At 35.8% G+C, this 18,255-nt stretch carries 16 protein-coding genes and 1 pseudogene; 6 read left to right on the plus strand and 11 right to left on the minus strand.

Annotation, left to right across the window (positions count from 1 at the left end; translation table 11 throughout):
• Positions 1–5 precede the first annotated feature (5 nt).
• The 3 genes from JFU20_RS11085 to JFU20_RS11095 form a co-directional block, all read right to left on the minus strand.
• On the minus strand, positions 6–1,010 hold the full coding sequence (locus tag JFU20_RS11085; RefSeq protein WP_002010771.1) for an ABC transporter permease: 1,005 nt from the start codon (positions 1,008–1,010) through the stop codon (positions 6–8).
• 1 nt (position 1,011) lies between these two features.
• The gene (locus tag JFU20_RS11090; protein WP_002166334.1) at positions 1,012–1,878 is read right to left on the minus strand and encodes an ABC transporter permease subunit; all 867 of its coding nucleotides are present in this window, start codon (positions 1,876–1,878) and stop codon (positions 1,012–1,014) included.
• A gap of 88 nt (positions 1,879–1,966) precedes the next feature.
• The gene (locus JFU20_RS11095; RefSeq protein ID WP_002010768.1) at positions 1,967–2,701 is read right to left on the minus strand and encodes a YwaF family protein; all 735 of its coding nucleotides are present in this window, start codon (positions 2,699–2,701) and stop codon (positions 1,967–1,969) included.
• A gap of 211 nt (positions 2,702–2,912) precedes the next feature.
• Between JFU20_RS11095 and JFU20_RS11100 the strand changes: the two genes are divergently transcribed.
• The 4 genes from JFU20_RS11100 (at position 2,913) to entC (ending at position 8,004) form a co-directional block, all read left to right on the plus strand.
• The gene (locus JFU20_RS11100) at positions 2,913–4,016 is read left to right on the plus strand and encodes an efflux RND transporter periplasmic adaptor subunit (protein ID WP_002010766.1); all 1,104 of its coding nucleotides are present in this window, start codon (positions 2,913–2,915) and stop codon (positions 4,014–4,016) included.
• Positions 4,013–4,687, plus strand: coding sequence for an ABC transporter ATP-binding protein (locus JFU20_RS11105; protein ID WP_002087431.1), 675 nt, complete (start codon positions 4,013–4,015; stop codon positions 4,685–4,687). Before JFU20_RS11100 ends, JFU20_RS11105 begins: the two co-directional genes overlap by 4 nt.
• A 26-nt stretch (positions 4,688–4,713) precedes the next feature.
• Entirely contained in the window at positions 4,714–5,865 is a 1,152-nt protein-coding gene (locus tag JFU20_RS11110; protein ID WP_002010763.1) for an ABC transporter permease, read from the plus strand.
• Between the two features lie 720 nt (positions 5,866–6,585).
• The gene (entC, locus tag JFU20_RS11115; RefSeq protein ID WP_201038627.1) at positions 6,586–8,004 is read left to right on the plus strand and encodes a cell wall-binding protein EntC; all 1,419 of its coding nucleotides are present in this window, start codon (positions 6,586–6,588) and stop codon (positions 8,002–8,004) included.
• A 57-nt stretch (positions 8,005–8,061) separates the two neighbouring features.
• On the opposite strand, the pseudogene JFU20_RS11120 reads toward entC, so the two are convergent.
• The 8 genes and pseudogenes from JFU20_RS11120 to JFU20_RS11155 form a co-directional block, all read right to left on the minus strand.
• A pseudogene (locus JFU20_RS11120) lies at positions 8,062–8,555 on the minus strand (HEAT repeat domain-containing protein); the annotation flags it as partial.
• A gap of 146 nt (positions 8,556–8,701) precedes the next feature.
• Positions 8,702–9,787, minus strand: a complete 1,086-nt coding sequence (locus tag JFU20_RS11125; protein WP_002010755.1) for a DUF871 domain-containing protein — start codon at positions 9,785–9,787, stop codon at positions 8,702–8,704.
• A complete protein-coding gene (locus tag JFU20_RS11130; RefSeq protein ID WP_201038628.1) occupies positions 9,777–10,055 on the minus strand; it encodes a hypothetical protein in 279 nt (92 codons plus the stop codon). Before JFU20_RS11130 ends, JFU20_RS11125 begins: the two co-directional genes overlap by 11 nt.
• A complete protein-coding gene (locus tag JFU20_RS11135) occupies positions 10,031–11,341 on the minus strand; it encodes a PTS sugar transporter subunit IIC (RefSeq protein ID WP_002010754.1) in 1,311 nt (436 codons plus the stop codon). The genes JFU20_RS11130 and JFU20_RS11135 overlap by 25 nt, the downstream gene beginning before the upstream one ends.
• Before the next feature lie 76 nt (positions 11,342–11,417).
• Positions 11,418–11,723 carry a PTS sugar transporter subunit IIB gene (locus JFU20_RS11140; RefSeq protein WP_002010752.1) on the minus strand — a complete coding sequence of 102 codons (306 nt, stop codon included), beginning with the start codon at positions 11,721–11,723 and terminating at the stop codon, positions 11,418–11,420.
• 1 nt (position 11,724) lies between these two features.
• Complete coding sequence (locus JFU20_RS11145) at positions 11,725–12,045, minus strand: PTS lactose/cellobiose transporter subunit IIA (RefSeq protein WP_002134544.1); 321 nt, start codon at positions 12,043–12,045, stop codon at positions 11,725–11,727.
• A gap of 111 nt (positions 12,046–12,156) precedes the next feature.
• Positions 12,157–14,097 (minus strand): BglG family transcription antiterminator, encoded by a 1,941-nt coding sequence (locus JFU20_RS11150; protein WP_002010749.1) that lies wholly within the window; start codon positions 14,095–14,097, stop codon positions 12,157–12,159.
• A 78-nt stretch (positions 14,098–14,175) separates the two neighbouring features.
• Complete coding sequence (locus JFU20_RS11155) at positions 14,176–15,264, minus strand: DUF871 domain-containing protein (protein ID WP_002010748.1); 1,089 nt, start codon at positions 15,262–15,264, stop codon at positions 14,176–14,178.
• A 475-nt stretch (positions 15,265–15,739) separates the two neighbouring features.
• On the opposite strand from JFU20_RS11155, the gene JFU20_RS11160 reads away from it, so the two are divergent.
• Together JFU20_RS11160 and JFU20_RS11165 are read left to right on the plus strand one after the other, a co-directional pair.
• On the plus strand, positions 15,740–16,942 hold the full coding sequence (locus JFU20_RS11160; RefSeq protein WP_002010745.1) for an MFS transporter: 1,203 nt from the start codon (positions 15,740–15,742) through the stop codon (positions 16,940–16,942).
• A gap of 180 nt (positions 16,943–17,122) precedes the next feature.
• The gene (locus JFU20_RS11165) at positions 17,123–18,112 is read left to right on the plus strand and encodes an NAD(P)-dependent alcohol dehydrogenase (protein ID WP_002010743.1); all 990 of its coding nucleotides are present in this window, start codon (positions 17,123–17,125) and stop codon (positions 18,110–18,112) included.
• Positions 18,113–18,255 lie beyond the last annotated feature (143 nt).

Here is an 18,255-nt window from a genome sequence, read left to right on the forward strand (position 1 = left end):
TATTTTCACATCGTATGTTTAAACGTAAATAGCTCTTCTTTTGACTGCACAGCAGGTTGTTCCTTTTCTACATCTGTCTTCTTTATCTCACCGCCTAACCTTACTTTCATCATCGCTTCTTCTATGCTTTTCACAATCATATTTCCTGAAAAAATAGTAAGCCCGAAAAATGTAATTGGGACGAGAGGAATCCATGGATGCACTGTTAATGACCTAAAGTATACTCCAATTAAACCTGACCATTCATGCGTATAAGATTCCACTTCTTCCACCGGCCCCATAAAGTTAACTGTTCCACCAAAGAATACTTCCAGTAACCCTAAGTGCAGTAAAATAGTAAGAGTCTGCGTAAACTGTTGAAGAAATACGAGTATAAACGTCATATAGAGATGCGGAAAAAGATGTTTTATAACAATACGTCTTCTCGATCCGCCTAATATGCGCGCGGCATCAATAAATTCTTCCGTTTGTAATTTACGAACTTCCTTCGCAACATACAGTGCAATAACTGGCATCACAAGCATTACGAGTAATACCACTTGAAATGAAGCTCTTTCAAAAAAAGTTGTTGTCTCCTCTCCACTTCCAAATGTATTTGCAAAGTGAAGAAAAAAATACGCAATCATAACTGTTGGAATAACTGTAAAACTATCAAAAAAAGCCTCAATCTTTGAAAAGCCTCTTTTTACATACGTTCCGATTACAACACCGAAAAAAACACCTATTACCATTCTAAGTGCCGCAATTAAAATAGATATACCAATCGTCCATTTCGCCCCTTCAATGACTAAATGTAAAAGGTCATATCCTTTCCGGTCTGTCCCGAGTAAAAATTGTAATGAAGGTGAGAACGGTGGTACTTCTGGATTTCCAGCCGCGTCATATTGCAATGTAACTTTTTTAATCTGTCCATCATTCCATATCGTATTTCCGATGCTCAAAAGAACTAATATGAGAAGAAATCCAATGCTTATCCAAAATCTTTTATCACGTTTTATATACATCCACATATTATAATCTCTCCTTCATCGCAGCTGGAATGAAATAATAAAACAGCTTAAATAAAATAAATATCGGGATATATATAAGCAGCACACTAACGATGAAAACCTCCACCCTAATACCCTCGTACGATTTTAAAAACATGAAAATACCACCCGTATTAAAAATCCATTCTATAATATATAAATTAGATAACATAAAAAAGATATTTGTTTTCGCAAAGAAAAGTGTACTAAGCAACACATTTCGTAAAACATGACGATTTAAAATATGAATACGATTTAGCCCTTTCGCCTTAGCAAATAGTACATAATCTTTTTCTAGTTCATTTTCAAAACGAAGCACCAACATTTTTACGAACAGAATCGTAGTCGGTATACTCAAACAAAATATCGGTAATCCTCTAATCGACTCGCCTCCAATTGACGCAATTTGAAAAGGTAAAAAACCTGTTTGTTTAAAAAACCATACAACTAAAATTTGTGATACTAAAATAAGAAGAATGTCTGGAATAGATTCTAGAAAGATGAGAAATGATTTAATACGATGTTGTATACGCGGTGAACTACTCATAATTACATAAACAATACAAAATGCTACAAATAATGAAATGAAAAAAGCAGCCAAAAAAATAACAATCGTTTCTTTATAATGGACGAACAACTGCGGAAATAAAAATTTACCTCTCACATATTGCAAATTGGAGATATCCATTAAGTTCACAAACACTTCTTTTAAACTCTGTATGTACTTTGATGCATGCAGCTCAAATCCATAAAATAATTTCGGCAGTGCTCCTATACAAATAATGCCCAAAATCGAAATAATAAATTGAATTGTCACTTCCATCCCATTCAGAAAAACTTTTTTGACCACGTTTTCCCTTCTCTCTATATATAATTTACCCTCTAATTTTATTCTTAATTTTCCGAATTGTAAATATTTATAAAGAAAAATCACTAGGTTATGACCCTAGTGATTCTTTATGCGCATGCCCTTCTCTTTTCGCAAACGGTATATACAAAATGAAACATCCCATAAGCGCAGCTATTTCTAATGAAATAATATAGTAAGGATGCGGGCCTAACATATCGAGTAATGAAGCAGTTTCTGGCTTATGAGCTAAAAACATATAATTGCCACCCGTTTTATAATTAACAAATGAAACGATTGGAATTACTATGTTTAAAAATATCATCGTACGCTTAATCGATTGCAAGGTAGGTCTATATCCTTCTACCCACGTCATAAAGAGCGGTGCCCAAATGAGTAATACATGTGCAATGAAGAATTCTATAAAGCGAAAATGCGGAAAAGTGTATTGCACGTTCGGCGTTAAAATGGCTTGCGATGCACCGATAATTCCTGTAAAAAACACAATCTCATATATTCGATAGCTTTTCGTTACAATCATAATCGATGCTAACAATAAACTAATCGTACATAACTCAAATGGTAATGAAGTGCCTAGCTCAAAAATACCGGCTTTCCATTCCCACATATGAAGTCCAATCTCACTTCCTATAAATAGAAATGCAATCGCATATCGAACCGTTATATTCCACTCACTTTGACGCAATAAATCTTGGTATTGATACAGAAAAAATATCCCCACCAACATAATAAATAATATAATGACATGTTGCCTCGAGTACGGAATAAATGGTTTTAATGGATGCGCACTAAAATAAGCTTCCATCTTCCTTCCTCCTCTCCTTCATACAATATTATTATTAGAAAGAAACAACGAGTCAATTCATTTGCTTAAACTAGGACAACCTCCACCTTACATTTACATATTTATACCTTACAAAACTGTAAGGTTATTGTAAGCTAAAACGATTTGTCATATTCTTCACCTCTTCTATACTTAATGTAGATACTAAAACGAACGAAAAGGTGATAAATAGATGAAGAAGAAAAATAAAGTGTTAATTACTAGTGTAGTAGCGATCGGAATTGCAGCTGGATCATATTTTGCTTTAGCTGGCGGTAGTTCAGAAGTAGCAATGGCATATAGCGGATATAAAGTAACAGAAAAACAAATTGAAAACGCGCAAAAATTTGGCGGTGAAGTCATTCCAAACGGCATCGAAACAATTTCATTTGATCCAACAAAAGGTACGTATGAATTAGCTGTTAAAAAAGGCGATGAAGTTAAGAAAGGGCAGCTTCTATTTAAATATAATGACCCTACTGCTAAACAAGGTGTAACAGAAGCAGAAATGCAAAAGAAAATTGCACAAAAAGAAGTGACATTATATCAAAAACAAATTGATGCAGCGAAACAAAAATTACAAAAAGATAAAAATGCAGGTCTTCCTCAGGAAGCATTAAAGGCATCGGAAGTCGAAGTGCAACAATTAGAATCACAACTTGAAATGAAAAAGTTTGAAGTAGAAAAAGCTGATGAAATGATTAAAGCAGCAAAAGAGAAAGTAAACACACTTTCTGTAACGAGTCCAACCGACGGTGTAATTGATGATATCGTAAAAACTGCTGATGAAAAAACAGGTATGAGTGGCATTACACTTCGTCACGCTGGTCAATTTAAAGTAAAAGGTCAACTTTCTGAATATGAACTTGCTAGTATGAAAGTTGGGCAAGAAGTAACTGTTTCATCAAAAACTGTCGCTGGTAAGACTTGGACAGGAAAAGTAACAGAAATCGGTTCTACACCATTAAAGAGCATGGACGAAAATAAAACTGTTTCTAATTATCAATTCACTGTCACATTAGATAATAGTGAAGAATTACAAAACGGCTTCCATGTTTACGTAACAAGTAAATCTGGCGAAGCAACTGGTACGATTGTTCCGAAAAGCAGCATTGTGAAAAAAGGTGACAAAAATGTTGTCTTCGTTGTAAAAGACGGTAAAGCGAAAGAACAAGCAGTTACTGTTGAATTCGAGACAGATAGCGAAGCAAAAGTTTCTGGAGTGAAAAAAGGAGAGGAAATTATCTCTAAACCTGAAAAAGACTTAAAAGACGGTATGGAGGTTGTCACTCAATGATTAACTTAAAAGGCATCACGAAATCTTTCCAAAATGGTGCAGAGTCCGTTCAAATATTACACGGAATTGATGTAACACTAAACCAAGGAGAATTCACTTCTATTATGGGACCATCTGGTTCTGGTAAATCAACATTAATGAACATTATCGGTTGCTTAGATAAACCAACGACAGGTGCGTACGAACTAGCTGGTCAAAACATTTCAAACATGTCTGAAACAGAACTTGCTCATGTTCGTAATAAAGAGATCGGATTCATATTCCAAAACTTTATGTTATTACCGAGACTTACAGCACTTCAAAATGTAGAACTACCTCTTATTTACGCTGGAGTCGATAAAAAAGAAAGACGTGAGCGCTCATTAGCAGCTTTAACAAAAGTCAGTTTAGCTGATCGTGCTACTCACTTACCAAATGAATTGTCAGGTGGACAAAAGCAGCGTGTCGCAGTCGCACGTGCAATCGTAAATAACCCGAAATTTCTCTTAGCAGATGAACCGACGGGTGCACTTGATACGAAAACAAGTACACAAATTATGGATCTCTTTTACGAATTAAACAAACAAGGCTCAACAATCATTATGATTACCCACGATCGTGAAATTGGGGAAGCGGCAGCACGTCAAATTGTAATTCGTGACGGAAATATCGTCCAAGATTGGAGAGGTTAATTTTGAACACGAGTGAAAATATACGCATGGCCCTTTCCTCTATCTTTGCTCATAAAATGCGTTCTATATTAACAATGCTAGGTATTATTATCGGTATTAGCGCCATTATTACTATCATTTCAATGGGTGATGGTACAAATGCAAAGTTTAAAAAAGAGTTAGGCCAAGGAAAAGATACTGAAGTAACGATTTACTACAACAACCCTGATTATGGAACTGATAGTGCCAAAATCACACCTGATATGCTAAAACGTCTTCAAACTGTACCAGGCGTTAAAGATGTTTATCCAGATGTAAGTATGAAAGTAAAAGCATCTTCTGGTTCAAAAGATGTCTCTCTTGATTTAAAAGGTGGAACAGGCGCCTTTATGACAGATTCGAAAATAAAATTAGTTCACGGTCGTGAATTAAACGACAGCGAATTAAACCAAGCAATTCCTGCTGTTATATTAAATGAAGAAGCTTTCAACAAATTATTTAGTGGTTGGGAATCAAATCTATACACAGATATAAAAGGAAAGCCGTATAAAATAGTCGGTGTATACGAAACGAAAAACGAATTTGGAATGGCTATGCCTGAAGGTTATACATCTCTTGAAAACGCGCCTGTCATTTCAGGAGTAAATGAGTATGACTCTGTAAGATTAATATTAACTTCGCCAGCAGAACGTAAAAGTGTAGAAAAACAAGCTGCTTCTGTTTTAAACGAAATGAAAGCTCCTAAATTTGAGCATAAATTTGAAGCCCAAGATATGGGTGAGTTTACGAAGCAATTAGACGAATCAATCGGTATGATGAAAATGGTATTCGGTGGTATCGCTGCTATTTCATTACTTGTTGGTGGTATCGGTGTAATGAACATCATGCTTGTATCTGTAACAGAACGTACACGTGAGATTGGTATTCGTAAAGCACTTGGTGCAACGCGCGGTAAAGTATTAACGCAATTCTTAATTGAATCTTGTATTTTAACAGGACTTGGTGGGTTCATCGGATTCATGCTTGGTATTTTCTTCGCTTGGATCGTCTCAATCTTTGCCGGATGGCCACTCGTTATCTCAAAAGAACTTGGACTTCTTTCAGTAGGTATCTCAATGCTAATCGGTATTGCATTCGGTTTACTACCAGCAAACAAAGCTGCTAAACTTGATCCAATTGAATGTTTACGATATGAGTAAATAAAAAAACGTAGGAGTTTACACTCCTACGTTTTTTATTTTGTTGAAGGCAAATGTAATTTCATCGACGTTTTGACAAAAATAAGAACCTCTAACTTCTATTATATAAAGTGAAACTATAATCAGTGGGGGTTTTGTTCATCCCCCACTGATTATTAGCCTTCACCAATCGGGCTCTTACGGGCAGTAAAACCCCCACCTAACTTCTTTGCTTCAGCCTAATTTTGAGGTGGGGGTTTTACTGCCCACAAATAGCGGAATAATTCTTCTGCAACTCGCGAACCACTTCATAACGATATCATCCCTTTAAATCATGTTTCTTCTATTATATATATGTTTCATGTTGCGATTATCTTTTTATCCTTGCAACTTTCATTTCGCATTACTACTATCCTACAATCCTATTATTGCAAAAATAATATGTAAAAGAACAAATTCAAGGCGTAATTTTTTCCATACTACAACTTATTTTGTAACAATTATATCTCTATTTCATTAAAATCACCCCTATATATACGACTTCACACACAAGAAGATTATATTTTCATAACTACATTACGATTCAAATAGTTAAATATCCCTTTTTTGTAACGTCGCAGAAACATTTAAGTAACACCACTGATACATTATTAATCTATTAGTAATTAAAAAAGTGTTGATTTTATGAATCGTATGTTCTAATCCCCTCAAAAGCGCAAAGAAAACGCTATCAGGATATTAATGGAATTATTACAGAATATTAATGCCTCGTTACGAATGCTTTGTAGTTTTGTGTTTTCCGCAAATAAGAAAATAATGGTTGCTATAATGAGGTCAACGAAAACAAATGCAATGGAGGCTATTATGAAAAAATTTATGGGTATAGCAACAGCAGCGGTTTTTGGTCTTGGGATTTTCACAACATCTGCTAAAGCAGAAACAATCGTAACGACTGATGTACTAAATGTACGAGAAAACCCAACTACTGAATCACAAGTTGTCGGAAAGTTATTAGATGGATATAAAGTTAACGTTTTACATACAGAAAACGGATGGTCAAAAGTTAAATTAAATAGTGGTAAAGAGGCTTTCATAAGCGCTGACTACACAAAAGATACTTACTACGTAACAGCAAACGTATTAAACGTACGTGCTGGAGCGAATACAGATTCAGCGATTCTTGGTAAATTGAAAAAAGATGATGTAATCGAAACAACACACCAAGTACAAAATGATTGGATCCAATTTGAATATAACGGCCAAACAGCTTATGTACACATTCCTTACTTAACAGGAAAAGCACCAGTTAAAGTTCAGCCAGTAGTTAAAGCTGAAAAAGTAACTAACGTTCAAGATACAGCTAAAGTTCGTGAAGCAGTTAAAGCCGGGGAAGTAGCTGAAACTCAAGCAAAAGCTAAGGCTCAAGAAGCAACTAAAGCTCGTGAAGCAGCTGAAACTCAAGCAGAAGCTAAGGCTCAAGAAGCGGCTAAAGCTCGTGAAGCAGCTAAAGCTCAAGAAGCAACTGAAGCAGCTAAAGCTCAAGCAGAAGCTAAGGCTCAAGAAGCAGCTAAAGCTCGTGAAGCAGCTAAAGCTCAGGCAGAAGCTGAAGCTCAAGCAGAAGCTAAGGCTCAAGAAGCAGCTAAAGCTCAAGAAGCAGCTAAGGCTCGTGAAGCGGCTAAAGCTCAAGAAGCAGCTGAAGCTCGTGAAGCGGCTAAAGCTCAAGAGGCAGCTGAAGCTCGTGAAGCAGCTAAGGCTCAAGAGGCAGCTAAAGCTCGTGAAGCGGCTAAAGCTCAAAAACCAGCTACACAACAACCTGTTGCGAAAGAAACTGAAACAAGTGCACCATCTTCTTCTCGTGAATTAAGAGTTGTAGCAACAGCTTACACAGCAGATCCACTTGAAAATGGTTACAAAGCAGGAGACCAAGTAAAATCAGCTATGGGTCATAACTTAACAGCTAATCCAAACATGAAACTAATTGCAGTTGATCCAAGTGTCATTCCATTAGGTTCAAAAGTATGGGTTGAAGGTTACGGAGTAGCAATCGCTGGTGATACTGGTGGAGCTATTAAAGGAAATAAAATTGACGTTTTAATGCCAGATAAAGGTACATCAAGTAACTGGGGACGTAAAACAGTTACAGTGAAAGTTTTAAACTAATTACTATATAAAAAAGAGTCAGTCTCAGCGTTGAGACTGACTCTTTTTTTATGATTCTTACATTCTTTCTTTCTCTTGAAAGTAACTAATATGATCCCGAAGCCATTTTCTCTCTGACATAAATAAGTTCCCTCGTTTTTTATATACTTTATCAAACGTCTTTAAAACCTCTTCTTGATCAGCAAACTTATGTAAGAAACGAAGAGCAATAACAATCTCTGATTCATCGATAGGTACTACTTCATTTTTACGTCTTCTAGAAACAATCTTATTCATACGTTCACAAATTGGTTTAATCGCCCTTTCGTCTCCATATGCATAAAGAGATCGAACAGCCTCGTATTTCACCATAATATTTCTATCCTTTAAAGCTTCAATATAAACTATTTGTAAGTCCGCTCCCCCTATTTTTGCTAACACTTCAATAACGTTTGAACGAACATAAGCACTATCCCTATATAAAGCTTTGTTAATGGAAGAATCGATTGATTTGTTCCAACCTCAAGCAAAGTATAACAAATATTTGTGATCTCATCTTTATTTTCTTCATCCGCCATCCTCCTTAATAAATCATCTATATACTCTTCCATCTCCTTCTCCCCCGTCCAAGTTAAATCTATCTCTTTGCATTCTATATACGATAGATTACTATTTCAACAGAAAAAAGAGGATGCCATAGCATCCTCTCCTCCCTTCCCTATTTCACACAAGTAAACTGCGTCCAAGCCCCTACATAATCTAGTAAGAACAACTCCTCTTCAGCAATTGTACCGACAATATTTTTCCGTTCATCTATCGGCATTTCTTTCAAGATGATTTGTAGTTCACCTTTATACTTACCAAATGAGTTGTTACCAATTACAACTTGCCCTCTTTCCTGTAGTACACTTTCGCGCACTGGGAAGTCATAGTCTTTATACTTTTTACGTACTTCTGTAGAACGTACCATATATTCTGTTATGTCGCCGCGTCTTACGTGTAATTCTTGCAGTGTTGCTCTCTTCTCTACTTCAGTCGCTTCGTCTACAAATTGTACCTTTAGCTGTAACATGTAACGATTTAAGTTTCCTAGTTTCTCTAACTCTTCTTCACTCGCATAAGCATTTCCGATAATAACATCATCAATAAGCCCTGTTGCCCATAAATGTTTCGCTTGAACTTCAATTGGTAAGTTACGATGTTGTTCTAACGTACATAACCCGTCATTAATATCCCATGGACCGATGTCAGCTGCATGCGATGTAATAAAGGCTGCACTGCGAATACCATGCTTTTTGAAGCGTTCACTACAGCGAATGAAATAATCATACGGAAGACCAGTGAATTTTTGCGGATAAAAATTGTGACAACCAATTAAAGCTGATTTATTCGCTTGATGCGAAAGGATATTTTCTAAATAGGCAATATCATTACTTACATTCAGCTCAATTCTTAAGCCATATGGATTATTCGTCATTTTCGCTTCTGTTAACCCGTCAAACCCTACATCTAAACGAATTCCATCTGCACCTAACTCTGCAAAGAATGATAGATCACTATAACTAATACCAAGTTGATCGAATACAGCCGGAGCTACATCTAAAATAACTTCCATATTATACTCTTTTGCATGCCCAATAATTTCTTTAAATTCAGCTACAATTTCCTCTTTGGGACGATTAACAGACAGTAAACAAGTGAATATTCTTGAAAAACCGTGGCGTGCCGCTGCCGAAATGTATGCCATATCTTGTTCTTTCGTTGAATGCTCTGGATAAAGTGAAATTCCTAATTTACGCTCCATGCTTTTGCATCTCCTTCACACGTTGTATTAATGCCATGCTCGTAAATCTATATTTTGCAGATAAACATGTTGCACATAAAATCGTTGGTACGATTATAAAGTACGGTGATTCTAAACTAAATGCCACATAAGCTCCCATTGAACATCCAATAAATAATATCGACACAAGTAGTAAAACTAATAGCGATTTACTTTGTACCCATTTTGAATAATGTGTAATACACTGCCCCGCCACGAATGTAATTAAGATGATAATTGCTCCGAGCATTCTGTTTTCTCCTCTCCTGCTAATTGTTGCTTCTCATACATTTTGAAGAATGGATAGTAAATAACGAATGAGATAACAAAGTTAACAAGTACAAGTACACCGGCCATAATTGTCCAGTCCGTACTAATGATCGCTGCAATTGGCGCTAACATCGTAAATGGCAGCTTCGCCATCATGAGCGGAATCATACCTGAAACAACTGCGAAATATGATACCGTCGTTGTAACTAACGGTGTAATAACGAACGGAATAATCAAGATTGGATTCATTACAATTGGTGCCCCGAAAATAATTGGCTCGTTAATATTGAATAAACCTGGTACGAATGATAATCTACCTAACTCTTTTAAGAACTTAGATTTAGAGAACATAAACATAATTACTAAAGCTAACGTTGAGCCTGATCCACCGATCCATACGAACCATTGAATAAATTGCTCTGTAAATAAGTTTGGTAACTGATGTGCATTTCCTGTAGCCGTGAATACTTCCATATTTTCAAGAATTGCTGAATCCCACATCGGACGAATGATTGGTCCTAAAATCGCTGGGCCATGTATACCGAACGACCAGAAGAACACGATTAAGAATACTGTTAATAAACCGCCGAATAAATTATTTCCTACTAATACTGATTTTAATGGTGCGATTAAATATGTGATTGTTGTGTTTACATCAAATTTTAAACCGTAACGAATACCCCAGAATAAAAGAATAACTACTAAAGTTGGAATTAATGCTGCAAACGAGTTTGCAACTGCTGGTGGTACACTATCTGGTAATTTAATCGAAATATTATGCTTAATCATAAAGTGATAAATTTCTACTGCAATTAATGCTGTCACAATAGCTCCGAATAAAGAAGTTGCACTTAATGTCCCTACTGAAATATATCTTCCTGCATCAATAACACCTGGTACAGCTTTTGTTATTTGAATTGGTTCAACTGATGCGAGTAAAAAGGCGAGTACAGATAATAATCCTGCACTTAATTGATTGAGCTGATAAAAGTTCGCGAGTGAGGCCCCTACCCCAAATGCTGCGTATAAAGCCATTAAGCCTACTGTAAATCGGAATGGAATATCTAAAATATGACGAAACGGTGCAATCCACTCCATATATGCATCAATTGGTAAGTTTAAAAAGATAACAAAAAATGACCCGACAATCGTTAACGGTAACGTAGAAATAACTCCATTTCGAATTGCTAATAAATGTCGTTGCCCCGCAATCTTTTGCGTTGTTGGCATAATCTTCTCTTCCATAAAACTCATAAAACCATTCATCGATAACCCTCCCTATGTTCAATCTGACAAAAGCAAAAGTTATAACATTATAATGTTTATATTTAAAAAAATATAATTACGCTAAAACTAATTGTTCAGCTTGCTTAAGTACTTTCAAACCATCACACATACCATAATCTCGCTGCTCTATAATTGCAACTGGTATATCGTATGATTTTGCAAGAAACTCTACCGCTGGAAACAAATACTTCACCTGTGGTCCAATTAAAACAACATCAGCATTTTTCATTTCCAGTTTCACAAGTTCTGAATCGACTGCTTTAATTTTATAATCCTTCTCTTGTTTCTTTGCCTCTTCTTGCATTTTTCTTACAACCATACTCGTTGACATACCTGCTGCACAACATAATAAAATGTACATATTACACTGTCACCTTTTCTTCCACTCGTTTATGAAGAGTAATAAATTCTTCAGCAAGTTCTTTCACTGTAATGGCATTCATTAAATGATCTTGTGCATGCACTAATAATAAACTTATTTCTGCATGATTGCCTCTTGCTTCCTCTTGAATTAAATCCGTTTGAATACGATGAGCGGATGATATTTCCTCACTAGCAAGTGTCATCTTTTCACTCGCATTCTGAAAATCTCCTTGTCTTGCAAAAGCGATTGCTTCAAGTGCCGCGCTTCTCGCGTTACCACCATGTAAAATTAACGCAAATGGAGTTTGCATATCAGTCATTTTAAATTCCTCCAAGCTATGTTTTTTCTATATTTTCATCTTATTATGAAAACGCATACAATTAAACATAAAAAACTTCCGTTATGTAACGGAAGTTTTTATATACTTTTCTTATAAAGATAATAATATCTCTTGGAAATCTTCAATTACTTCAGCCTGAGTTAATTTCTCTATCGTATTCTGGCTAGACATAATATCATATAAAAAATCATAAAGCTTTTGTAAATCTTCATTATTATTGCGCTTCACACTAAATATAATGATAACTTGTACTTTTTTATCTCCCCAGTCAATCACCTTATCGAGTGTACAAAACATCAAAAATGTCGTATCGCTTAATAATTGCATCGGATGCGGAATTGCCACTAAGTTTCCAACCGCTGTAGGAGATGTGTTCTCTCTCTCCATAACAGAAGCATAAAAGTTTGCGGGTACATAGTTTTTCTCAGCAGCTTTCTCACATAAAAACTGAATAACCTCCTCTTTCGTAGAAGCACTACGATTTAAGAAGATCAAATCTTCCTTAATATATTGCTGGATACTATCATTCACATGTGTAAATAACTGCTTACCAATTGATTTAATCTCTTTATCATCAAATATTGAGTTTACCTTTATAACCGGAACAGGCAAACCACTCGGTATATGAATCGTACTAATAATACAATCTATTTTATCTTTATAAAGATCTTCCACTTTCAATTGATAGTACCCTGTAATACCTACAATCTCTAGTTTATCTCGGAAATGTGATAGAATTTTATATTTCAGTAGTTGTGCACTCCCTTGACCAGTTGCACAAACTAATAAACATCTTTTCTTTTGATTATTTTCCTGCAAGCGGCTCATCGCCCCACCAAAGTGAATGGCAATATAACCAATCTCACTCTCTGGAATGGATTCACCCGTATATTCACCAATTATATCTCCAACGAGAACTGCAATTTCAAAAGCATATGGATAATTTTTTTTCACTTCTGCCAAAAGAGGATTTCTCGTATTTAACTTATATTTCAAACGATTTAATAACGTTTTTAAATGAACACCAAAACCAAATAATAATTCTTCATCATAATAAAAAGTAAGATTCCGTTCTTCCGCTACTTTGAAAAGAATATGCTGCATGAATGCATATACGTCTTTCCCTAATAGCTCTTCCACATTTTCATAGCGATCTCTCGCTGTAACAGCAGTACTTAATAAATGCATCGTCACATATAAAATTTCTTCTTCTGGAAATTGAAGTTTTAGCTCTTCCCCTAAATTCCCTAAAATCTGTTTCGCAATTTTATATTCTTTCTTTATTATAAGTTCAGATTCCTCTACATGTAGTGCTTGAATGTAATGATCATCCCTGCATCTCTTTAAAGCAATCGCAATATGAATTGATAAATTATCAATTTCTATATCTGATAAATATATCGTTCCTCCCTCGATATACTTTAGTATAACTGAGCGGATGAGAGAAATATGAGGTAACGATAAATATGTGTCCGTCTGCTCATAGTTCTCATGAAACGGAGTATGTTCATACCGCGGTAAACCATATTGTGATAAACAAGAACGAATATTAAATTCTTCTCCTACAATACGTATACCATAATATGGTCTTTTTTCAATTTGTAACTCATAGCGACTACAAATATCCGTAACATCTTTCATAATTAAGTTTACAGTAGATTTACTCACATAAATCTCTTCCGCTAGCTGTGAAAGCTTCACATACCCATCTGTCGTTAAAATACGGTGTAAAATATAAGCTACTCTTTCTTCATAAGAAGTTGGAATCTTTTCTGTCTGTTTTTGAAATACATTTACGCAAAAATCTTCAAACTTCTTAGTTTGTATAATTTCTAGTTCGTACCCATTCCCTCTTTGTGATTCAATTTTCGCTCCGTGTTCTTCCAATATATCATTTAATAATTTTATATCCTTTTGAATCGTCTTCGTTGATACGTGTAAACGGCTCGCTAAAAAAGCTCGATTTAGCATCGATTTCTCTTCTAAAAACTCCTCTAAAATGGAAATTAATCGCTGATGCACTTTTGTCATAGCTCTTCCTCTCGCTCTTTATATAAAAGGGAAAAAGCCACTGAAATCAGTAGTTTTTCCCCTTTTATCCCGCGTTCATTATTTCTTTAGCGTAAATCCAAACTTATCCCAAGCTTGTAAATAATCTAATAAGAAGATTTCTTCCTCTACAACTCGGCCAACTACATTTGTTTTTCCTGTATTCACCATATCTTTTAAAGCAATTTGCAGTTCACCTTTATATTGACCATACTGTTCATTATCAATTAAAAGATCACCGCGCTTAATTTCGCGCGTATTATGCGGTTTAAACTCTTCTTTTTTATATTTCACACGACTTTGTGTAGAACGAATCATATATTCAGATACATCCCCGCGATAAAAATGAGGTTCTTCTAATACGATAATTCTTTCTAAATCTGTTGTTGTATCGTATAGTTCTATATCAAATGTTTGTTTCTCTTTATTTAACGCACCTAGTGCTTGTAATTCTTCTTCTGAAGCATAAGCATTCGCAATAATAACATCATCAATTAATTCTGTTGCAAACAAATGCTTCGCCTGTGTTGTCATCGGTAATTCGCGATGCTGCTCTAACGTACATAACCCTTCTGTTACTGGCCAAGGTCCATATGTTGCATCGAATGATGAAATAAAAGCAGCTGTTCTCATACCGTAATCTTTAAATTGTTTCGAGCATTTAATGAAATGATCGTATGATAATCCTGAATAACGATGCGGATAGAAATTATGACAGCCAATTAAATTTTCACGATTTGGTCTATGACTCATAATGTTATCTACATACTTCGTACCGTTACTCATATTAATCTCAATTTTTAAACCGTATGGATTGTACGTCATAATCGATTCTTCTAATCCTGAGAAACCAACATCTAAACGGATACCGTAAGCTCCTAACTCATGGAAGAACGATAAATCATTATATGAAATACCTAATTGTGTAAAGACAGACGGACTAATATCAACTAATACTTGGAACCCTAATGCATTTGCATGAGAGATCGTTTCTTTAAACTCTTCTATAATTGTCTCTTTTTCGCCATCTACAGATAATAAACATGTGAATACACGTGTAAATCCGTATTTACTTGCTAATGTTACATACTCTTTATCTTTCTCTACTGTCGAATGCTCTGGATAAATAGAAATACCTAATCGTCTCATATGTACACGCCTCTTTCTTCATCATATTGTAAACCCTTTCAAATATATGTAGCGAAAAAGTATGTATCCCCTTCTCTTCCACTACAATTTGAATCCGCTTTCTTTAAAGGAAAAACAATTTCTATCATTCATAACAACTACTAGTCTATACATCTATACTTTACATCTTTTTTTCATAGTTGTGTAGTCTTTCCACAAATTTGTCAGTTTTTTTTCCTTGAAAATTGTTATACGTTTTCAAGGCACCTTCCTTGACTGTTACGTTGACCAATACATATACTCGAAAGAACAGAGATAAAGTGAAACTTTAATCAGTGTGGGGTTTTGTTCATCCCCCACTGATTATTAGCCTTCACCAATCGGGCGTTTACGGGCAGCTGATCTCCCACCTAACTTCTTTGCTCCAGCCGGATTTTGAGGTGGGAGTTTTACTGCCCGCAAATAGCGGGAAAACTTTTATATAGGGGATGAATATATGGGAGAGGCAATACTCGTAAAACGAGAACCGTTATGGACGAAAGAGTTTATTGCGCTAATTCTAGCAAACTTATGTATGTTTTTAGGATTTCAAATGTTAATTCCAACTTTACCTGTTTATGTGAAAGAAATTGGGGGCACAAGTTCAAATATCGGATTCGTTGTCGGCATGTTTACCGTTGCAGCACTTTTTATTAGGCCGCTAACTGGAAATGCCTTGCAGAAATTCAACAAAAAAATCATTTTAATGATCGGTACCGCTATTTGTTTACTCGCTATGGGCAGTTATCTTTTCGCTTCAACCGTTTTCCTATTGCTTGCCGTTCGAATTTTACACGGAGCTGGTTTTGGTATTACAACGACTACATACGGAACTGTCGTTTCAGATTTAATTCCGCAAGCTCGCCGCGGTGAAGGCATGGGGTATTTCGGTCTTTCTGGAACTATCGCCATGGCGCTCGGTCCGCTTATCGGACTTTGGCTTATGCAAGCATATAACTTCACGATTCTTTTTTTATGTGCACTTTCATGCACAATAGTTTCATTAATATTAACGAAACTACTTCAAATCAAAAAATCGCCGCAACCACCACAGCAAACATCTGGTACCTTTCTTGATGGGTTTATTGAGCGTAAAGCTTTACTTCCTTCACTATTAATATTATGTATTACATTAATGTACGGGGGAATTGGGAGCTTTATCACATTATTTGCTACAGAAGTCGGGATTGCTGATATCAGTCTCTTCTTTTTATTTAACGCACTTGCAATCGCTGTAACTCGCCCGTTTTCTGGAAGATTATATGATACGAAAGGCCATACATTCGTCATCATTCCAGGAGTTATTATTACGTTTACAGGTATTATCTTGCTGTCGTATACAACTACAATTCCGAGTTTAATTATTGCCGCAGCGTGCTACGGCAGTGGTTTCGGAGCAATTCAACCGGCACTACAAGCATGGATGATTGACCGAGTAGCACCGCACCGGAGAGGAGTAGCAACAGCAACATTCTTCTCAGCATTTGATCTTGGAATTGGTGCTGGAGCAATTATTTTTGGATTCATTGCACACTTTACCAACTATGCAACTGTATATCGATATTCCTCTCTATTACTTATCGCTTTTCTTTTCATTTACATCACAAGCTTACGGAAGCAAAAACAGGGGGATAAAACAAAAGAAAAAGCCGTTGGGTAATGCTAATTGGTTCTTTTTCGAAGTACTTGGACCAAAAAATCATGTATACACATTTGTAAAAAGCAGTGGATTCCTAAAAAAATCACACTGCTTTTTGCATTGTATTGAAGAGTGAACGCTGTTCTATTTATTCATGTTGTTCGTATGATATTAATATAGAACGAATTGGAGGAAATATTAATGAAAGCAATAGTATATACAAAATACGGTCTCCCCGACGTTCTTCAAATGAAAGAGATAGAAAAACCTGCTCCTAAGGACAATGAAATACTAGTAAAAATAAAAGCGACAACCGTAACAGCAGGAGATATTCGCTCACGAAGTTTTACGGTTCCCTCTTCTGTTTGGCTACCCGCTCGAATCGCACTTGGCTTTAAGCAACCGAAAAAACAAATACTCGGAATGGAATTGGCTGGTGAAGTTGAATCGGTAGGAAAAGACGTCACACGATTTAAAAAAGGAGACCAAGTTTTTGCAGCTACCCAAGTAAATTTTGGTTCTTATGCTGAGTATATCTGTCTACCTGAAGGTGGAGCAGTGTGCATGAAGCCCTCCAATATATCCTATGAAGAAGCCGCAGCCATCCCAATTGGAGCACGTACAGCTTTGTTTTTCCTTAGGAAAGCTAACGTTCAAAGCGGTCAAAACATTCTTATTTACGGAGCTTCTGGAAGTGTCGGAAGTTATGCAGTACAAATTTCCAAGTATTTCGGCGCAACAGTTACAGGTGTGTGCAGTAGCTCCAATTTAGAATTGGTCAAATCTCTAGGAGCTGACGAAGTAATTGATTACACCACAAAAAATTTTTCTACTACAGACGAAACTTATGATGTTATCTTTGAAGCGGTAAACAGGAGCTCCTTTTCAGAGTGTATTAAAATGTTAAAGGAAGATGGTACCTATATAAATATCGTTGAACCGTTACCAAGTGCTCAAATGCTCTGGACTAAATTGACAAGTCACGTGAAACTCATATTAAGTCAAAACGCACCTGAAACTTCCGAAGCATTAAATTTCCTTAAAGAACTTGTTGAGAACGGTAAAATAAAAGTGGTCATTGATAGGCAATACACTTTTGAGGAAATTATTGAAGCTCACATATATGTTGAAAAAGGACATAAGAAGGGAAATGTCGTCATAACTATGGAGCATAATGACGATTCTAAATAAAGAAAAAACACTTTGCATAATTGTTAAAATGCAAAGCACCGAAAGTTTTTAACATAAAAAAGCAGAGCAAATTCATATGCGAATTGCTCTTTTTTTATTGTTGCGAGCATCTCAAAAGAAAACAGTTTAAAATAATTTAATCG

Source organism: Bacillus sp. TH30, from assembly GCF_016650875.1.
GTDB lineage: Bacteria > Bacillota > Bacilli > Bacillales > Bacillaceae_G > Bacillus_A > Bacillus_A mycoides.